General features: G+C 66.0%; 16 protein-coding genes. 3 read left to right on the top strand and 13 right to left on the bottom strand.

What is annotated here, in order from left to right:
* Positions 1–194: 194 nt before the first annotated feature.
* The gene (locus tag ACZ60G_RS19740; protein ID WP_011206895.1) at positions 195–401 is read right to left on the bottom strand and encodes a cold-shock protein; all 207 of its coding nucleotides are present in this window, start codon (positions 399–401) and stop codon (positions 195–197) included.
* 436 nt (positions 402–837) lie between these two features.
* On the opposite strand from ACZ60G_RS19740, the gene ACZ60G_RS19745 reads away from it, so the two are divergent.
* Entirely contained in the window at positions 838–3,219 is a 2,382-nt protein-coding gene (locus tag ACZ60G_RS19745; RefSeq protein ID WP_465811486.1) for a DEAD/DEAH box helicase, read from the top strand.
* Positions 3,220–3,551: 332 nt separating this feature from the next.
* On the opposite strand, the gene ACZ60G_RS19750 is transcribed toward ACZ60G_RS19745, so the two are convergent.
* From ACZ60G_RS19750 to ssd, 7 genes are all read right to left on the bottom strand, one after another.
* Entirely contained in the window at positions 3,552–3,941 is a 390-nt protein-coding gene (locus ACZ60G_RS19750; RefSeq protein ID WP_465811487.1) for an Rv3654c family TadE-like protein, read from the bottom strand.
* A gap of 524 nt (positions 3,942–4,465) precedes the next feature.
* Positions 4,466–4,780 carry a TadE family type IV pilus minor pilin gene (locus ACZ60G_RS19755; protein WP_465811488.1) on the bottom strand — a complete coding sequence of 105 codons (315 nt, stop codon included), beginning with the start codon at positions 4,778–4,780 and terminating at the stop codon, positions 4,466–4,468.
* A 62-nt stretch (positions 4,781–4,842) separates the two neighbouring features.
* Positions 4,843–5,028: a DUF4244 domain-containing protein gene (locus ACZ60G_RS19760; protein ID WP_040686072.1), complete on the bottom strand. Its 186-nt coding sequence runs from the start codon at positions 5,026–5,028 to the stop codon at positions 4,843–4,845.
* Positions 5,029–5,601: 573 nt separating this feature from the next.
* Complete coding sequence (locus ACZ60G_RS19765) at positions 5,602–6,147, bottom strand: type II secretion system F family protein (RefSeq protein ID WP_465811489.1); 546 nt, start codon at positions 6,145–6,147, stop codon at positions 5,602–5,604.
* Between the two features lie 113 nt (positions 6,148–6,260).
* Positions 6,261–7,052 carry a type II secretion system F family protein gene (locus ACZ60G_RS19770; RefSeq protein ID WP_465811490.1) on the bottom strand — a complete coding sequence of 264 codons (792 nt, stop codon included), beginning with the start codon at positions 7,050–7,052 and terminating at the stop codon, positions 6,261–6,263.
* Positions 7,053–7,257: 205 nt separating this feature from the next.
* The gene (locus tag ACZ60G_RS19775) at positions 7,258–8,445 is read right to left on the bottom strand and encodes a TadA family conjugal transfer-associated ATPase (protein ID WP_465811491.1); all 1,188 of its coding nucleotides are present in this window, start codon (positions 8,443–8,445) and stop codon (positions 7,258–7,260) included.
* Positions 8,445–9,551, bottom strand: a complete 1,107-nt coding sequence (ssd, locus tag ACZ60G_RS19780) for a septum site-determining protein Ssd (protein ID WP_465811492.1) — start codon at positions 9,549–9,551, stop codon at positions 8,445–8,447. Before ssd ends, ACZ60G_RS19775 begins: the two co-directional genes overlap by 1 nt.
* 457 nt (positions 9,552–10,008) lie before the next feature.
* Here ssd and ACZ60G_RS19785 point away from each other — a divergent pair, with 457 nt between their 5' ends.
* Complete coding sequence (locus ACZ60G_RS19785) at positions 10,009–10,788, top strand: HAD family hydrolase (RefSeq protein ID WP_465811614.1); 780 nt, start codon at positions 10,009–10,011, stop codon at positions 10,786–10,788.
* A 494-nt stretch (positions 10,789–11,282) separates the two neighbouring features.
* On the opposite strand, the gene ACZ60G_RS19790 is transcribed toward ACZ60G_RS19785, so the two are convergent.
* From ACZ60G_RS19790 to ACZ60G_RS19810, 5 genes are all read right to left on the bottom strand, one after another.
* On the bottom strand, positions 11,283–12,029 hold the full coding sequence (locus ACZ60G_RS19790; protein WP_465811493.1) for an oxidoreductase: 747 nt from the start codon (positions 12,027–12,029) through the stop codon (positions 11,283–11,285).
* A gap of 49 nt (positions 12,030–12,078) precedes the next feature.
* Positions 12,079–13,770, bottom strand: a complete 1,692-nt coding sequence (locus ACZ60G_RS19795; RefSeq protein WP_465811494.1) for a dipeptide ABC transporter ATP-binding protein — start codon at positions 13,768–13,770, stop codon at positions 12,079–12,081.
* An 8-nt stretch (positions 13,771–13,778) separates the two neighbouring features.
* Positions 13,779–14,732, bottom strand: a complete 954-nt coding sequence (locus ACZ60G_RS19800) for an ABC transporter permease (RefSeq protein WP_040686064.1) — start codon at positions 14,730–14,732, stop codon at positions 13,779–13,781.
* Positions 14,725–15,651: an ABC transporter permease gene (locus ACZ60G_RS19805; protein ID WP_040686063.1), complete on the bottom strand. Its 927-nt coding sequence runs from the start codon at positions 15,649–15,651 to the stop codon at positions 14,725–14,727. Before ACZ60G_RS19805 ends, ACZ60G_RS19800 begins: the two co-directional genes overlap by 8 nt.
* Before the next feature lie 64 nt (positions 15,652–15,715).
* The gene (locus tag ACZ60G_RS19810) at positions 15,716–17,314 is read right to left on the bottom strand and encodes a peptide ABC transporter substrate-binding protein (RefSeq protein ID WP_465811495.1); all 1,599 of its coding nucleotides are present in this window, start codon (positions 17,312–17,314) and stop codon (positions 15,716–15,718) included.
* Between the two features lie 434 nt (positions 17,315–17,748).
* Between ACZ60G_RS19810 and acs the strand changes: the two genes are divergently transcribed.
* The gene (gene acs / locus ACZ60G_RS19815) at positions 17,749–19,701 is read left to right on the top strand and encodes an acetate--CoA ligase (RefSeq protein WP_465811496.1); all 1,953 of its coding nucleotides are present in this window, start codon (positions 17,749–17,751) and stop codon (positions 19,699–19,701) included.
* Positions 19,702–19,849 lie beyond the last annotated feature (148 nt).

The raw sequence follows: 19,849 nt of genomic DNA on the forward strand, positions 1-19,849 counted from the left end.
ATACCTTGACGCGACGTGTGGCCGAGCGCTTGCGACTCGAACCACAGAGCGTACCTGCGTCGCTGGTGATCAGTATGCAGTGCCTATGGCGATACGACCGCACCGCAGGTACGCGTCGGTTTTGTCTTACCCCAGATATGGCTCGTCCCTCACCCCGTTACCGGTGGTGAGGGACGAGCGGATTGTTTCGACGCTCAGCTGAGCGCGCGAACTCCGGTGGCCTGCGGGCCCTTGGTGCCCTGGCCAACCTCGAACTCGACCTTCTGGTTCTCCTCGAGGGTGCGGAAGCCCGACCCTTGGATCTCGGAGTAGTGGACGAAGACGTCAGCGGAGCCGTCCTCGGGCGCGATGAAGCCGAACCCCTTCTCCGCGTTGAACCACTTCACAGTTCCCTGTGCCATTCTGTTCCTTCTCTTTTCTTACCGGAACGGCGGACAAGTAGGTTCATCCACCGGGTCCGTTCCGACCGTTGTACTGTTGGTTCCCCCTGCAGGAAAGCACCAAGCACACCGTTCGCAACATCGATCCTGCTGACGGTTTGGACTTTGGATCCGTCCCTCGAACACAGAAGCTTGCGACCAGGAACTAGTGAACCATGTCTTCGAGCAATTCAACAGTCGAGTTACCGACAATTTGCAAAAAAGTTGATCTTGCGAATGCGCAGGTGAGGGACACAATGCCGGAATCCAGACTTGTGGTTCGTTTGCTTACGGATAACCGAGCCAGTGTCTGGCAAACAGCCTGTGACCCAGGTCGCTATTTGGTATCGAAATGGCAGGTCGGCCTTCCCAAGCGCACACGTTTCACACTTTCTGCGCGTGTCGCGGAGCCCGAGTCGTGAATCCGACCGAACCGGCAACCCGGCCACGCGCCAGCAACGGCCGGAGTTATGGGGCATCGTTGCTGAATCGTGTCCTTGATGCGGCACCCGATGACGACCCACGTCTCACCCATGTCGTCGAGCTCGACGCACGCCCCGCAGCCACGACTACCTGGCCGGATTGGGCCGCGCCCGACGTCGTCGCCGCGCTGCGTGCCGCCGGAGTCGAGGCACCGTGGACTCATCAGACCAGGACCGCCGACCTCGCCGCGAGCGGCCGGCACGTTGTCGTCAGCACCGGCACAGCATCCGGGAAATCGCTCGGCTACCAACTACCGGTGCTCACCGCATTGCGCGAAGATCCACTCGCCACGGCGCTTTATCTGGCGCCGACCAAGGCATTGGGTGCTGATCAGCTGCGGGCAATAGCGGAATTGACGCACGAGGGGCCGTTGCGGGATGTCCATCCGGCCACATACGACGGGGACACACCAGCCGAGGTCAGGCAATGGGTGCGGGCCAATGCCCGCTTGATCCTCACCAATCCGGACATGCTGCACGTCGGCATGCTGCGCTCACATCAGCGCTGGGCCAGGGTGCTGCGCAGGCTGCGCTATGTGGTGATCGACGAATGCCACGCCTACCGGGGCGTATTCGGCTCGCATGTGGCGCTGGTGTTGCGCAGGCTGCGGCGGATCGCGGCACATTACGGCGCGGATCCCGTATTCATACTGTGCTCGGCCACCACGGCCGAGCCCGCGGCTGCGGCATCCCGGCTGATCGGCGCGCCCTGCGTCGCGGTCACCGAGGACGGATCGCCGCAGGGCTCGCGCACCATCGCACTGTGGGAGCCGCCGCTGTTGACCACCCTGACCGGCGAAAACGGTGCACCGGTTCGGCGATCAGCGACATCGGAGGCGGCCAGGATCATGGCCGATCTGGTGGTCGAAGGCGCGCGCACGCTCGCATTCGTCAGGTCGCGGCGGGCCGCCGAGCTGACCGCGATCGAGGCACGCAGGCTGCTCGCCGACGTTGATCCAGAGCTCAGCAAACGAGTCGCCGCCTACCGGGCGGGTTATCTCGCGGAGGATCGGCGCGAACTGGAGGCCGCGCTGTCGGACGGGTCGCTGCTGGGGGCCGCCACTACGAATGCACTGGAACTCGGCGTCGATATAGCGGGGCTGGATGCGGTCGTGATCTCGGGTTTTCCGGGCACGGTCGCCTCGTTCTGGCAGCAGGCCGGGCGGGCGGGCCGGCGCACGCAGGGATCGCTGGTGCTGCTGGTGGCCAGGGACGATCCGCTGGACACCTTCCTGGTCCACCACCCCGAGGCGCTGCTGGACAAGCCGGTCGAGGCCACCATCACCGATCCGCACAACCCCTATGTACTGGGTCCGCAATTGCTGTGCGCGGCGCTGGAACTCCCGCTCACCGATGATGAGGTCGATGAGCTCGGGGCGGGTGGGGTGCTCGGCGATCTCGCAGGTCAGGGGTTGATTCGACGCCGGAACGGCGCGGTGCGCGACGGTAGCGCGCGCTGGTTCGCGACCGCCGAGGCGCAGCCGCACGATGCCGTCGACGTGCGCGGTGGCATCGGCACACCCATTGCCATCGTGGATGGCGAGACCGGCAGATTGCTCGGCACGGCCGATGCCGGAAGAGCGCGGGCGACGCTGCACGAAGGGGCCATTCACCTGCATCAAGGCGATACCTACCTGGTCGATGAGCTGGACCTCGAGGGCGGAGTGGCCTTCGTGCGCAGCACCGATCCCGGCTGGACCACCAGCGCCAGACAGGTCACCTCCATCGCCGTCGACGCGGTGACCGAAGAGCGCCGCCACGGCCGGGTGACCACCGCATTGGCGCAGGTCAGCGTCACCAGCCAGGTGATCGGGTATCTGCGCACGCTGCGTACCGGCGAGATATTGGACCTGGTCGAGCTGGATATGCCGGAGCAGACGCTGCCGACGCGCGCGGTGCTGTACACGGTGACGCCCGAACTGCTGGCCGCGGCAGGTCTGGATACACCACGGGTGCCGGGTGCGCTGCACGCCGCCGAACATGCGGCGATCGGCCTATTGCCGCTGGTCGCGACGTGTGACCGGTGGGATATCGGCGGTGTTTCGACCGCCGAGCATCCGGATACCGGACTGCCGACAGTGTTCGTCTATGACGGGCAGCCCGGTGGTGCGGGCTTCGCCGAACGCGGGTTCGCGCAGCTACGTCGCTGGTTGTCGGCCACGCTCGCGGTGATCGAGACGTGCACCTGCGCGGTCGGGTGCCCGTCCTGCGTGCAGTCACCCAAGTGCGGCAATGGCAACCATCCGCTGGACAAGGCCGGTGCGGCCCGCCTGCTGGCCGCGGTTCTGGGTGAATTGGCCGCCGATACGGGCAACTGAACAGCACGGCGAAGGCACCGCGCTCGATTCGTGACAGCGCCGAACCCCGAACGTGATCACTTGTCCACGTTTCCGGGTGGTCACCAGGGGTTATAGGCGCGTGTCGGCGTGCCTCGCCCTGCGGCGCCGGGCGTGTCGGACCGCCGAATAAAGAGGATTAGATTCATGTTAACTGAGGTATTGCCACGGCCATTACCGCCCGACGTGCACATTCTTTCGATTGCGTTCTGCGGTTACCAAGTAAATTGAGGCAATGGCGTATTTATTCGAGCATCGCAATTACCGAATTCCGGCATCGTGAAGTACCACTGGCGAGTGTAAGTACATACCAGTCACGCTCCGACTTCTACAGGTCCGGCACGAGCAACTGCGCGAACAGTCCGCTTTCCTAACAGACCCATTGGTACATTCCCTTCAACAGTGACGGTCGCATCCCACTGCACGACTTCACACTGCTGAATCCGCACTCCCATCCGTCGCGCAATCTCCGCCGCTTCCGCACATCCGACATCGGCCCCACGCGCGAGTTCCCCCGCCGCCGCCAATGCCGCCAAATCCGCAGCAGCCTGCGCCCGATGCCGCGCCACAACAACCGCCCCAACCTGAGCGATCAATAGCGTCGCGCCGATCAAAGCAGCCAGCGCCAAGCAAGCGAACACCGTCGCAATGCCCTCGTCCCGCCGCACCTCACCGACCGAGTTCGCTTTGCGGGCCTGCTCCACTCCATCGTCACCCCCGGAAGCAACCGCATCGCACCCGTGGTCAGCTCGGTTGTCCGCCCGGACTCCCCCCGAGCGACGACGCTGCCTCATACCTCCGAATACACACTCGCTGCGCCGACGGTCGATTCGATCACCAGCCCTGGCCCGCCGCTTCAGGACACTGCGCCCACCGGCACCTCGGCCGCCTCCGGGCGGGAATGCTCCGCACCAGCGGTCGACTCGCAGGTCACGAGCTTGCCGCACTGCGATGTAAAACCCGTGCGTGTCCTCTGATGTAAACGCGCTAGACCAGCGTTCCAGCCGGCGGGCACCGGCGGCGCAGCAGCGACGTGCTGTGCACCGGTCGACGACGCCGCTGCGATTGTGGTCGCCTCGTCGGCAGGGCTGACTGTTCGGCGGAGCTGCTTCTACTGCTCGGTCACTGGGCATCCTTACTGCCGCGGTTCGGTGGCGCGGCACGTCGCGGTCCTTTATCCGTGTTGTGCCCGGTGACACGTCGCGGTCCATTGGTCGGCCGTTGTTGGTCACGGCTCGGCTCCTGGCTCGCGGGTGGCAACGGCCTCGGCGCGCAGGACCAGTAAGGGCAGCAGGGGTGCGCGGGCGGAGACCGCCGCGACTACCCGGTCGCCCTCACTGCGCAGCGAGATGTCGGCGGTCGGCGGAGCTACCCGCCGTGCCGTCGGCACCGCATTCGCTTGATCACCGCGGGCAGCCAGCCGGGCCGCTTCGCGAGCGGCGTCGACGCAGCGCACCTGCGTCGACGCCGCGAGCAAGGCACCGACGCACAGCACCACCGCAAGCACGATGGCAGCGAGCGCGATCGCCGCCTCAACCGTCACCGCACCCCGATCGTCACCGAGATGCGTTGCACCACAGTAGTTTAATCCACAACTACTCTGCGCTAGACCGCGGTATTCAACGCCTTGTCGATGATCTTCGTCAGCGCGTTCACAATGCTGTCCCCGGTCACCACCCCATAGAGCACGGCCCCGAACGCCGCAGCCGCGATAGTCCCGATCGCATACTCCGCCGTACTCATCCCGTCGTCCGCGACCAGCACCCGCAGCACCCGAGCCCGCACCTCCATGCCAACGGCCCCCAGCCGAAGAACCACCCGATCCCGCATCATTCCCAATCGCACCGTGTTCCCCTCTCATTCCCGCCCGCGCGGCCACTCCGCGCCGACACACTCTTCCCCCTCGCGCACGCCCCGGCACCGCGCCGAACAGCCCAACCGTCCCGAGCCACGCACTCGGTAGCTCCGCGACGGCACCTTCAACACCGCCGCGTTCGACAGAACCGCCCTGCACCGGGTCGACAATGTCCCGCGCGCGCACTCCGCGCCCATACGCTCTTCCCGGCCGCGCGTGTCCCGGCACCGCACCACACAGCTCAATGCTCCCGAGCGCAGCACCCAGCAGCTCAGCAACGGCACCTTTGGCAGAGCCGTGATCGACAGGGCCCCGCGTGGCGGTCTCCGGCCCGACAAAGTCCGGCGCGATCGCGCCCAGGTAGGTCCTGCTCCGAGTGGGCATCCCCAGCTCGGTAGCGCCCCGTGCTGCGCTGTCCGGGGCAGCAGAACCGTCGGAACCGGTGGCGCCTCGCTGGGTCGTTCGCGAACCCGTCGCTCGTGATGCAGTACTTCCCTGCCGGGTAGTTCTCACAGCAGTCCGTCTCCGAGGACGCGGCCGGCGAGGCCGATTACTACAGGGACGATGCCGAGGCAGACGAAGGCCGGCAGGAAGCAGAGGCCTAGGGGGCCGCCGATGAGGACTCCGGCGCGTTCGGCGCGGGCGGCGGCCGCGTCTTCGACTCCGCTGCGGCGCTGTTCGGCCAGTTCGCCGATGGCGGTGGCGAGTGAGGCGCCGGAGCGGGCGGAGCGCCGGGCCATGCGTGCCAGTGAATCGACCTCCTCGGCGCCTGGTTGGCCTGCGCCGTCGCGGGCCACTTGATCCCAGGCGGTTGCCGCGTCCGCGCCAAGTGCCAGCAGGTCGGCTGCCTTGCGCAATGCCGCGCCGAGAGCTGGCGGCGCGCTCGGTGCCACCGCGCTGGCCGCCGATGCCATCGGCAATCCCGCTCGTAGGCAGGCGGCCAGCAGGTCGAATACCGAGGCTATGGCCAGTGGATCGCTGTCGGTGCTGCGCGGAGATACCAGGGCAACCGGCTGTGGACCCGACTCTCGTAGCAGCCGCAATCGTCGATTCATCGCAACTCGTCCAGGTAGCACGACCAATGCCATTGCGAGCAAAAGCACTGGCGCACTGGTGCTTCCAAGCATGCGCAACCCCTTCGAATCCATGAATGACCAGCAGATTTGTTTCATACGAAGACCTTTCGCGTGATCGCGTCGGTCCACAGCAAGCCGATGCACGCCAGTGCCGCGCCGAGTGGCAGCAGTACCGTTCCGGCACCCGGGCTCAGCAGTACGTGCAGTGGAGCGGAACCCATCAGTTGGCCAAGGCCGATACCGAGGAGCGGTAGGCCCGCCAGGACCGCCGCTGTGGCGCGAGCACCGGCCAGTGCGGCCGTGGTGCGCGTGCGAAAACGGATGCGCCCCAATAGGTCCGCGCGAGCGGCCGAGAGCAGTTCCGCGAGAGCTAGACCGTGGTGCTCGGCGACCTGCCACGCGTCGGCGATCCTGGCGAGTTCCGCGTCGACGATCGAATCGGATTCGCGCAGTCCGTCCGCGCCGGAACCACCGAGTCTGCTGCGCGCCGCGCTCACCGCGAATGCGCGTGCGGCCTCCCCGCGCGACTCCTGCGCGGCCACCTCCGCCGCCGCAGTCGGATGCGCACCCACCCGCAGCTCCCCGATCACCGCCTCGAGCGCGTCCAACAGATAGGCGCACTCCGCAGTGCGCCGCCGCTCCCGACTCGCCCACCGCACCCGAATACCGACCGTTCCCCCAACCAACACCGCCGCAACCAACGGACCGACACCGACGGCCGACGCCCCCACGATGACAACAGCGAAGGCGGCCCGAAGCCCACTGCCCCGCCGGAACTTTCGGGCACCGACCGACACCGTGAACAGCCTGACGAACCGACGCCGCGAACTCGGCGGCGGCGCCAGCAAAACCCCGATCGCCAGACACACCAATCCCGCGATCATCGACCGAGCCGTTCGCCGACCAGGCACCGCGACGGCGCCATCCGACCAGCGATTCGTGAGTGCACCGCTGCCGCGATCAGGCTGGGCCGCAACACTGCCGGAGTCGCGTCCGCAAGGAGCGCCACCGCATCCGACGACGGGACCGCAAGCACGCGCGACAGCGAAGCCGTCCGGGTTGCGAACGCCGTGCGTTCCATCCCCGCATTCACTGGTCGAGCCGTTCGTCGAGGAGGCGGGTGAGAGTGGGGGCAGCAGGGGTGGACGTTTGGTTGGCGTGCCAGGCGGCGGTTATGGTGACGCGGCCCTGGGGGTCGCGGTCTACGATGCCGATTTCGCGGAGGCCGCGGGAGCCGTCGGCTCGGCGGTGGACGTGCAGTACAACCTGGACGGCTGCGGCGAGTTGGCTGTGGAGGGCGGCTCGGTCCATACCGCCCAGCGCGGCAAGGGCTTCCAGGCGGGCGGGGACCTCGCGTGGTGAGTTCGCGTGAACCGTGCCCGCGCCTCCGTCATGGCCGGTGTTCAGGGCGGTCAGGAGGTCGACTACCTCGGCACCGCGGACTTCGCCGACCACGATTCGGTCGGGGCGCATTCGCAAGGCCTGCCGGACAAGATCGCGGACGGTTACCGCGCCGACACCCTCTACGTTCGCGGTGCGCGCGACCAGGCGCACGACGTGGGGATGTGGGGGTGCCAGTTCTGCGGCGTCTTCGACGCAGATGATGCGTTCGTCGGCGGCGACCTTGGCCAGTAGGCCGGACAGGAGCGTTGTTTTGCCCGCGCCGGTTCCGCCGACCACCAGGAAGGCGAGTCTGGCCCGAATGATCTGCTCCAGTATAAGTTTCGCGTCGGCGGGTACCGCGCCAGCCGCGGCGAGCGCATCCAGTCCCTGTGTCGCCGGACGCAGCACGCGTAGCGACAGGCAGGTGCCGCCGTGTGCCACCGGCGCCAAGACCGCGTGCAGCCGGACTCCGAACGAATCCCCCAGTGCCGCTTCCCTTCCGGACAACCTGCCGTCCACCCACGGTTGTGCGTCGTCGAGCCGCCGCCCGGCCGACAGCGCCAACCGCTGTGCCAAGCGACGCACCGCCGCCTCATCCGGGAAGACGACCGAGGTTCGTTCCAGCCCACGGCCCCGGTCGATCCACACCGCATCCGGCGCGGTCACCAGCACATCGGCGACCCGGGGATCGTGCAGCAGCGGCTCCAACACCCCCGCTCCGGTCATCTCGGTCTGCAACAGCCGCAACGCCCGCAGCAGATCGGTATCACCGAGCACGCCACCCGCCTCGGCCCGGATAGCAGCCGCCACCTGCGCAGGATCCGGATCCCCCGACCCACCCGACAACCGTTCCCGCACCCGATCCAACAACTCCGACGTCACCAACGCACTCATCACAGCCCCTTCCCGGCCGGAGCGCTGAGCACCCCGAGCACCGCGTCCGCAGCGTCGCGGAGGGGCCCACGGCGCAAAGTAAGCCCGCCGCGTTCGAGGCGGGCGGCCAGTCCGGGTTGGGCTCGGACGGCGGCTAGGAGAGGGAGGTCGAGGACCTCGGCGACCTCGGGGCCGCGCAGTCCGCCGGGGGCGGGGCCGCGGACTACCAAGCCCTGGTTGGGATTTCGCTTACCGATATGGGCGGCGACCGATTCGGCGGCGGCTACGGCGCGGAGGCGGGCGGGGACGACCAGGACGACGAGGTCGGCCGCGTCGAGTATCTGGTCGGCGTGTGGGCCGCGTTCGCCCGAGATATCGCATATCACCAAATCGCCTGCGGCACGGCCCGCTTCGATGACGGCACGGACAGCGGCAGCGCCGATTTCGGCGGGCAAGCGTCCGGCACCGCCGCGGCCACAGGACAGCACCGCCAGTCCCGGGGCAGCTGCCGGCAGTGCGCTGTGCAGTGCGGCGGCCGACACCCGGCCGTCCTCGATCACCAGATCCGGCCAGCGCAGTCCGGCCCCGGTTTCGATGCCGAGCAGCAGGTCGAGACCGCCGCCGAGGGGTGCGCCGTCGACGAGCACGGTGTCGTGCCGGAAGCGCTCGGCGGCGGATCGCAGTCCGGTCGCCGCGGCCAATGTGGAGGCGCCCGCACCGCCGCTCGCACCCGCGATCGCGACGACAACACCGTCGCCCACACGGTATTCGCCGTGCTCAGCAAACTTCTCGATAAGTCCGACCGCGGCACCCGGCAGCGCGATGACGCGCTCGGCACCGACAGCCGCAGCGGCCTGCCAATCGGTCAATCCGGGTTCCCCGTCTGTCACCAGCACGATGCCGATCCGGCGGAGATAACCGGCCCGCGCACAGCTCTCGGCCGCCACCGTGTCGAGGATCACCAGAGGCGCCGCCACCCAGGTATGTCGGCCGACCGAGAGCGCGCGCTCGTCGAGCTCGCGCTCCGCGGCCGCCGCGACCCGGCGCACCTCATCGCGCAGCCGGGTGTCCTGGATGAGCACGAGCGCGGGCGGCGGCGTGAGTGCCGGTGCGGCTTCGAGATTCATGCAGGTCAGCGTGCTCGAAGACGAAGCCGAGCAGAAGATGCAATATGCCGAATGTGGATAACTCGGGGGGTGTGGATAAATCCGGAGGCCCGAAACCGGGGGAACCTACCCCGAAATAGAGGACGGCCCCAGCCGGGGGGGGAGGAGGCTGGGGCCGTCGGGTTCAGCCCCGGGGGGTCGGGCTGAACGCGCCTGGACTATGTCCAGGTGCCAGCAATACTACACCCAAGCCCGGGCCACAACGCAAGTCTGTCGACGGAGAACTTTGTGGCCACCACCGGCCCGGCGTCTCCGGGGCAAACCCGCCGAACGAACCAGACGCCCGACCCGTCCGACAGCGTCGCCGCGGCATGCATATTCTGGACGGGTGACGGCCGACGGCGACCAGACAGAGCTCGAGGACCAGACGGCACGGGGCGCGACGGCAACGAAGCGACCGAGCGGCGGCGGCGAGCGCGTGGCCGCCTTCTTCGATCTCGACAAGACGGTGATCGCGAAATCGAGCACCTACGTGTTCAGTAAGCCCTTCTACGCACAGGGCCTGCTGAACCGGCGCGCGGTGCTGGAGAGCAGTTACGCCCACTTCCTGTTCATGCTCTCGGGCGCCGACCACGATCAGATGGAGCGCATGCGCGCCAATCTGACGAATATGGTCGCGGGCTGGGACGTGGAGCAGGTGAAATCCATTGTGGCCGAAACACTTCACGAACTCGTCGACCCGCTGATCTATGCCGAGGCCGCGGATCTCATTGCCGACCACAAGATCCGGGGACACGACGTGGTGATCGTCTCGGCCTCCGGCGAGGAGATCGTCGGCCCGATCGCGGAGGTGCTCGGCGCCTCGCATACCGCGGCGACCCGGATGGTGGTCGAGGACGGGCGCTACACCGGCGAGGTCGAATTCTATTGCTACGGTGCGGGTAAGGTGACCGCGATCGAAAAGCTCGCCGCCACTGAGGGTTACGACCTCTCGCGGTGTTATGCCTACTCCGATTCGGTGACCGATCTACCGATGCTGAGCGCGGTGGGGCATCCGACGGCGGTGAACCCGGATCGCAATCTGCGGCGCGAAGCAGTGGCCAAGGGCTGGCCGATTCTCACGTTCTCCAACCCGGTCTCGCTGTGGGCGCGTTTCCAGAGTCCGTCGTCGACCACCCTTGCCGCGACGGCGGCGGTCGGGCTGAGCGCGGTGCTGGCCGGGGCGATCAGCTACCGGCTGTTGCGCCGGCGCCGCTGAGCCATTGCCGCCAGGTGCGGGCCGCGAGGCCGGGCTGCCGAGGGGCGCGACGGAGGCTTGCCGACATAACACAGAGGCCGCTGCGACCAGGCATTTAACCACGAAACGCCGGTAGACACGCAGGTTATTTAATGTTTTTCCAAGCCTTGATGTGAGGGCAGTCACAGGTGTAGAAAGGTAACTACGGAAGGACGGAAGGCCTGAGCGGAACCGGAAGAGAAGGTTCAGCTCCCCGACCCACCCTTCCCAGCACGGGCACCAGGCACCCACGCGGAGCGCGCCGCGACAAGGGCAGAAGCGTTGTGGGCCTGCGAGATCCGGGTTTTCGACGGCGAAGGCCTCGCACAGGTTGCGGGGATGAACCGGCGGAGTTCGGATAATCGCCGAGGCCGCAGAACACAACCCACCCAGCACGCTTGGTAACCGGGTATCCGTGCTAGCGGGCGGTGAGGTCGTCAAACGACAACGCCGCCCGCTTTGATGTGTATCCGCCCCTATCCGGATGCCGCGTCGGCGATCGATGTCGCCTCTCGCGCACCGTCTTCGAAGGCACCGCAGCACAGGATCACCCAGCCGCCCACCGCATCCGGGGCAGCCGAGCCGAATCCGGCCGCCGCATCCAGATACTGCTGACGCCGCCGCAACCAGAACACCTCCGGTACGCCGAGGCTGTGCGGGTCCAGCCCACTGGACGCGGCCACCAGTCGAGAGGCCGCCCGCGCCACGATGCCGTCGGCCGTACCGAACGGCCGCAGGGTCAGTAGTTCACCGTGCACGACCGCCGCGATGACCGGGGCGGGCGCCTTGGATCCGAGCACGGTCTGCACCAACAGGTCGAGCCGTTCCGCCACACCGCCGTCAGCGCGTGGCCGCCCGAGCAGCGCCTCGTCGGTCACCAGATCGGCCGCCGCCAGCAGATGCAGCCGGGCCAGCGCCTGCAGCGGCGCGCGCTGCCAGGTACCGACCAGATTCCGCAGCGCGTCACCGTCGAGCGCCTGCCCGACCCGCAACGAGCCGGCCAGGATCGGATCCGCGACCCGGCCGTCGGCGGGCAGCTCGGTACTGCCGCCCTCGATCGCTGCGGATGAGCGGGCGGCACGCACCGCCGCCTCGGCGGCCGTGGTCGGCCAGCCCCGCCGGTTCGACTTGTGCCGGTGCACCGCGGCGAGCGCGTCACGCGCCTTATCGGCGGCTTCGCGCACACCTGGCAGATCGACGAGGGGCTGTAGCGGATCGGTCACCGTGCTGATTTTGCCGCGCCCGCACCGCGACCGATCCACGACCCCCTGGTCAGCCTGCCAGCAGGTCCCGTCCGGGGATGGCGTCGAGCAGGCGGCGGGTGTACTCCTGCGTGGGGTTCTGGAAGACCTCGTCGGTGGTGGCCGCTTCCACGATCCTGCCGGTCTGCATGACCAGGACGTCGTCGGCGATCTGGCGGACGACGGCCAGGTCATGGGTGATGAACAGATAGGACAGACCCAGCTCGGCTTGTAAGTCGTTGAGCAACTTGAGGATCTGGGCTTGGACGAGGACGTCGAGCGCGGAGACCGCCTCGTCGCACACCACGACCTCCGGTGAGAGCGCGAGCGCACGCGCCACCGCGACGCGCTGGCGCTGGCCACCGGAGAGTTCATTGGGGTAGCGGCGCATTACCGAGGACGGCAGCGACACCTTGTCCAACAGGTCGCGCACCGTTGCCTCGCGTTCCTTGGCGGTGCCGATTTTGTGCGTGCGCAGCGGCTCCTCGATCGTGCGGTAGATCGAGTACATCGGATCCAGCGAACCGTAAGGGTCCTGGAAGATCGGCTGCACTCGGCGGCGAAAGGCGAACGCGCCCTTGCGGTCCAGTTTCGCCACTTCGCGACCGTCGAATGTCACCGAACCCGATGTCGGTTCGAGCAGACCCAGAACCATCTGTGCCACAGTCGATTTGCCCGAACCGGACTCGCCGACGATGGCAGTGGTCGTGCCGCGCTTCAGCCGGAACGACACATCGTCGACCGCGACGAAATCCGTCGACTTCCACGGCGTACTACCCCGAATCTTGAACGCCTTGGTCAGATTCTGTGCGACCACCACGTCATCGGAGACGGCCGCGATTTCGGTATCGGCCGCCGCGACTTCTTCCGCGACCTGTACGGCCTGCTTACGCACCTCTATACGCTCACGCACCGAGGACAGCCGCTGCGAGGCGAGTGAGGGCGCGGAATTCACCAGCTTCTTGGTGTACAGGTGCTGTGGTTCGCGCAGAATCTGGAGTGCCGGACCGGACTCCACCACCTTGCCCCGATACATCACCACCAGGTGCTCAGCGCGTTCGGCGGCCAGGCCGAGGTCGTGGGTGATGAGCAGGACGGCGGTGCCGAGTTCGCTGGTGAGTCCGTCGAGATGGTCGAGGATCTGGCGCTGCACCGTCACGTCGAGGGCCGAGGTCGGCTCGTCGGCGATCAGCAGTTTGGGTCGACAGGCCAATCCGATGGCGATGAGCGCGCGCTGGCGCATACCGCCGGAGAATTCGTGCGGATACTGGTTCACCCGGCGCGCCGCATCCGACATCCCGGCTTCCTCGAGCAGTTCGACGGCGCGCTGCTTGGCCGCCTTACCCTTGGCAATGCCATTGGCCTCCAAGGTCTCTCGAATCTGGAACCCGATCTTCCACACCGGATTCAGATTCGACATCGGATCTTGCGGCACCAATCCGATACCGCTACCGCGGACCGCGACGACCTCCCGCTTCGACGCCTTCGCCAGATCCTTGCCGTCGAATCTGATCGAGCCGGAGGTGACCTGCCCGGTGCCCGGCAGCAGGTCGATAATGCTGTGCGCGGTCGTGGATTTCCCGGATCCGGATTCGCCGACGATGGCGACGGTCTGGCCCGGATACACCGTCAGGCTGACGTCGCGCACCGCCGGAATCTTCTTGCCCTCGGCGGAGAAGCAGACGTTGAGATCCTCGATCTCGAGCAATGGTTTATCCGACATCGCCGCGGTCACCTCTTCCTCGCCTTCGGATCGAGTGCGTCCCGCAGCGCGTCGCCGAGCAGGATGAAGCTCAGCACGGTGAGCGCCAAAGCCGTTGCGGGATAGAACAGAATCGGCGACCCGCCGCGCAGTTCGTGCTGGTTGGTATTGATATCCGAGCCCCAGGACACGATCGTGCGCGGCAGGCCGACACCTAGGTAGGACAGCGTCGCTTCGGTGACGATGAACGCACCGAGCCAGATCGTGGTGACCACGATGAGCGGTCCGGCCGCATTCGGCAGCACATGGCGCAGCAGCGTGCGTATTCGGGATACGCCCAATGCCTTCGCCGCCGTGACATATTCGCTGTTCTTCGCCTCGATCACCGCACTGCGCGCGATGCGTGCGGCCTGTGGCCAGGTGAATGCGGCCAGGATCAGGATGACGGTCCAGATCGTGCGCGAATCGAGCAACTGCATGATGACGATCGCGGCCAGCATCAACGGAATCGCATAGAAGATCTCCGCGATGCGCGATACCACCGAATCGAGCAGCCCGCCGTAGAAGCCCGCGAGGGCCCCGAGTGTGCCGCCGACGAGCAGGAAAACCGTGGTGGCACCCAAGCCCGCCATTACGGAAGCTCGTGCGCCGTAAACGGTTCGGGTGTAGACATCGCAGCCCTGTTTATCGAAACCGAACGGATGTCCGGGCCCGCGCGGATCCATGCTGAAATCGCCGTTGCAGTAGCGCGGATCCTGATCGGAGAACAGGCCGGGCCACAGCACCACGATGGCGATGAAAACGATCAGCACCGCGGCCACGATGAAGATCGGATTGCGGCGCAACTGCCGCCACGCGTCCTGCCAGATGCTGGTCGGCGAACCGGTATCGACGACCTGATCGGTGGCGAGCACCTCGACTTCATCGGGCGGCGCGACGAAATGCTGCTGCCGATCCGGAGCTTTCTTCTCGAGCTCAGGCATATCGGATCCTCGGGTCGAGCGCGGCATAGAGCAGATCGATGATCAGATTCGAGATCAGGAAGATCACGATGAGCACGGTCACGAACGAGACCACCGTAGGCGGCTCACCGCGGGTAATCGCCTGGTACAGCGTCCCACCCACGCCCGGGATGTTGAAGATGCCCTCGGTGACGACCGCGCCGCCGATCAACGCACCGAGATCGGCGCCGAGGAAGGTGATCACCGGAATCATCGAATTACGCAGAATGTGCACGGTGACCACACGTGGGCGACTGAGCCCCTTCGCGGTCGCAGTGCGCACGTAATCGGCGGACATGTTCTCCGCCACCGAATTTCGGGTCAGCCGCAGCACATAGGCGAATGACAGCGACCCGAGAACGAATGCGGGCACGAGCAATTCACCGACGCTCGCCTTACCCGTGACGGTCACCGGCGCGATACCCCACTTCACACCCAGTACGAACTGGGCCAGGAAGCCGATCACGAAGATCGGCACCGCGATGATGATCAGACTGACCACCAGCAGCGTGGAATCGAACAGTTTGCCTTTGCGCAGTCCCGCGATCAGACCGAAGACGACACCGAAGACGCCCTCGATGAGCACAGCCATGAACGCCAATTTGATGGTGATCGGGAAGGCGCGGGCGAGTTCGTCGCGTACCGGTCGACCGGAGAAGGCCGTCCCGAAGTCGAGGGTGAAAATGCCCTTCAGATACAGCAGGTACTGCACGATGAACGGACGATCCAGGTGATAACGCGCACGCAGTTGGGCCTCCACGGCAGGCGTCATCGGCTTGTCGCCGGCCAGCGCGTGGATCGGATCGCCCGGAACTAAGAAGACCAGTGCATAGATGAGCAGCGTCGCCCCGAGGAAGACGGGGATCATTTGGAGCAGACGCCGCACGACATACCAGGCCATTTCATCTCCTGGGTGAGCGGCGCGGTCGTGCCGTCAGAATGTGCGGCACGACCGCGCCGAGCGGCTACTTCTCGATGTTTTCGAAGTCGAACAGACCATTCCAGGCCAGGTCGGCCTTCTTCACCTTGTCCGAACGTCCCGCCGCGGCAAGATAATCGAGCACGGGGATATCGGCCATATCCTTGATCAGCAACGCCTGCGCCTGCGCCACGATTTTGTACGACTCATCCAGGGTCGGCGCCGCCAGAGCAGCGTCGAGCAGGTGGTCGAATTCGGGGCTCTTGTAGTCGACGTTATTGGTCTCGGAGTAGCTGTAGTACTGCGAGGTGAGGAACTGCAGCATGGTCGGGTAGTCGCCCTGCCAGCCGTAGCGGAACGACTTGCCGATCGTCTTCTGGTTCACCAGATCTCGGATGTTCTTGAACGTCGGATACGGCGCGCCGACGGCATCGATACCGAGGGTGTTCTTGATGCTGTTGGCCACGGCCTCGATCCACGCCTGGTGGCCGCCGTCGGAGTTGTAGGCGATTTCGTAACGCCCCGACCACGGCGAAATGGCATCGGCCTGCGCCCAAATCTTCTTGGCCTCTTCGGGGTTGTACTTCAACACCTCCGAGCCGGGCAGGTTGCCGTTGAATCCGGGCAGGGTGCTCGAGGTGAAGTCGCGCGCCGGAATCTTGGTGCCGTTGAAGATGGTGTCGCAGATCTGCTGCCGGTTGATCGCCATCGAGATCGCCCGGCGCCGCAGCAGCCCTTCCTCACCGCCGAAATGCGGGACATTGGCCTGGACGCCGATGTGCTGGTTCTGCGCGGACGGATCCAGGATCGCGCGATCGCCGAGGTCCTTCTTGTACGAAGTCAGCGCGCTGTCCGGAATGGTGTCGAGGGTATCGAGATTGCCTGCCTGCAGATCCGAGTAGGCGGTATCGAACGACTGGTACATGACGAAGCGCAGACCCTTGTTCTTGGGCGCACGGCCGCCCTTGTAGTCCGGGTTGGGCACCAAGTCGATCTTGACGTTGTGCTCCCAGGTCTGGAACTTGTACGGGCCGTTGCCGATCGGGTTCTCCCCGAAGGCCTTCATATCCTTGAACGCGGCGTCGGGCAGCGGATAGAACGGTGCGTAGCCGAGTTCGGTCTCGAAGTCGATGGACGGCGACTTCAGCTCGACGGTGAAGGTTCGGTCGTCGACCACCTTCAGCCCCGACATCGTTTGTGCCGTGGGCTTTTCCGCCGACACCTCGTCGAATCCGACGATCGGGGTGAACGCGTAACTCTGCAGCTGGCCGTTGGTGCCGAGGGCGCCGTAGTTCCAGGCGTCGACGAACGACTTCGCGGTCACCGTGCTGCCGTCGGTGAACTTCCAGTCCGGCTTGATGGTGATCGTGTAGGTCTTGCGGTCGTTCGTCTTGATGGACTCGGCCATCTCGTCGTGCGCAACACCCTTGCCGTCGTAGTACTTCAGACCCGCGAACAGCCGGTCGACGACGCGGCCGCCCATATTCTCGTTGGTATTGGTCGGCACCAACGGATTCTGCGGCTCACCACCGTTCGTGGTGACGATGTCGGCGTCGGCACTATCGCTCGACGAACATGCGGACAGTCCCAGGCTTGTGGCCAGCAGGACTGCCGCGGTCAACGCTGTAGCTCTGTTGAATCTCAACGCGTTCTCCCGATTTCGAGACAGGCGAAGGGGATCCGCGACGACGCATGAGTATCTGCCCAGCGCGCCTCGACTCGATCCGCCTTGGAATGCCTGGGACGTTAGCTATTCGAAGCAGCCTTGTCACCGGATTGACAGAGGTTCGTTCCACTTGTTACCAATCCGGCAACATCGCCGAAACACGCTAAACATTAAGGAGAAGACAGCCATCCGCCGGAAGTATGCCTCCGTTGGGGCTTCCGGTATCCGGAGCTGGTTGGTCTATGACGATAGCTACCGAAGGCTCGGTTTGTCAGCGGATCGCGCAGGATACCCGCCGCGGTGACGCGATGGAAACCCATTGGACACAGCAGGCGCGGGCTGGATCACAGTTGGTTACTGTCGAAATCGACTGCGACTGCCAGCACCACGGGGCTACGTGAGGAAGAGACGAGATGACCGAAACCACCGACCACCGGGACTCGTACCCGCCGACCGCGGAATTCGCCGCGGCGGCGAATGCCGACGCGTCGTTGTACCAGCGGGCCACGGCGGATCGCGACGCGTTCTGGGCCGAGCAGGCCGACCGGCTGCACTGGGAGCAGCCGTGGACACAGGTGCTCGACTGGAGTGACGCGCCCGTCGCGAAGTGGTTCGTCGACGGCAAGCTCAATGTCGCCTACAACTGCGTGGACCGACATGTGCTCGACGGGCACGGCGATCAGGTCGCCATCCACTGGGAAGGCGAACCGGGCGACTCCCGCGACATCACCTACGCCGAACTCCTCGCCGAAGTTTCCCGCGCCGCAAACTATCTGACCGAACTCGGGCTCGAGGCGGGCGATCGAGTCGCCATCTATATGCCGATGGTTCCCGAGGCGATCGTGTCGATGCTGGCCTGCGCCCGACTCGGATTGACGCATTCGGTGGTATTCGCGGGCTTCTCCCCCACCGCGCTGCGCCAGCGCGTCGACGACGCGAGCGCCCGGTTGATCATCACCACCGACGGTCAGTGGCGGCGCGGTAAGGCCGCACCGCTCAAGGAGGCCGTCGACGAGGCGCTCTACGCCAATGGCGATGTGCCGCACACTGTCGAGCACATACTCGTGGTGCGTCGCACCGATATCGAGGTGCCGTGGACCGAGGGTCGCGACCTGTGGTGGCACGAGACCGTCGCGCAGGCCTCCCCAGAACATCAGGCGCAGGCCTTCGATGCCGAGCACCCGCTTTTCATCCTCTACACCTCCGGCACCACCGGTAAGCCCAAGGGCATCCTGCACACCAGCGGCGGATATCTCACCCAGGCGTCGTACACCCACCACAATGTCTTCGATCACAAGGCCGGACAGGACATCTACTGGTGCACCGCCGATATCGGCTGGGTCACCGGGCACACCTACATCGTCTACGGACCGCTGTCGAACCGGACCACCCAGGTCGTCTACGAGGGCACGCCGAACTTCCCGGATGAGCACCGGCACTGGAACATCGTCGAAAAGTACGGCGTCACAATCTATTACACGGCGCCGACGCTGGTTCGCACATTCATGAAGTGGGGTAGGGAGATTCCGGCCGCGCATGATCTGTCCAGCATCCGGGTGCTCGGCAGCGTCGGCGAACCGATCAATCCCGAGGCCTGGCGCTGGTACCGCGAGGTGATCGGCGCGAACACCGCGCCCATCGTGGACACCTGGTGGCAGACCGAGACGGGGTCGATCATGATCTCCCCGCTGCCGGGCGTGACCGCCGCCAAGCCCGGTGCCGCGATGACCCCGCTGCCCGGAATTTCGGCGATGGTCGTCGACGAAGAGGGCAAGGCGGTCGAGCTCGGTGAGACCGAGGCCAACGGCTATCTGGTGCTCGATCAGCCGTGGCCGTCGATGCTGCGCGGCATCTGGGGCGATATGGACCGCTACCGGTCCACCTATTGGGAGCGCTACGCGGAACAGGGCTGGTACTTCGCCGGTGACGGCGCCAAGCTCGATGCCGACGGCGATCTGTGGGTGCTCGGCCGGGTCGATGATGTGATGAATGTGTCGGGTCACCGAATCTCCACCGCCGAGGTCGAATCCGCGCTGGTCGGCCACTCCGGCGTCGCCGAGGCCGCGGTGGTGGGCGCCAGCGACGCGACCACCGGACAGGGCATCGTCGCCTTCGTGATCCTGACGGCCGAGGCCAAGGACACCGGCGATGCGCTGATCGGCGAACTGAAGGCGGAGGTGTCGCGGGAGATCAGCCCGATAGCCCGGCCGCGCGAGATCCACGTGGTGCCCGAGCTGCCCAAGACCCGCAGCGGCAAGATCATGCGGCGACTGCTGCGCGATGTCGCGGAGGGCCGCGAATTGGGCGACACCTCGACGCTGGTCGATCCGAACGTTTTCGAGGCGATCCGGGCCAGCCGCGCCTGAGCCGGCACATCGTAGGGCCGGTGACGGAATTCGTCACCGCCCGTACCCGTTAGAATTGCGTAAGGTGTGCCGGGAAGCCTGGTCGGCATGCGGTCGCGTACCTGAAAGCCGGATCGGTGGGATTGCGCGTCCGCGGTCGGAGTCCACC

This window comes from Nocardia sp. NPDC102475 (assembly GCF_055584605.1).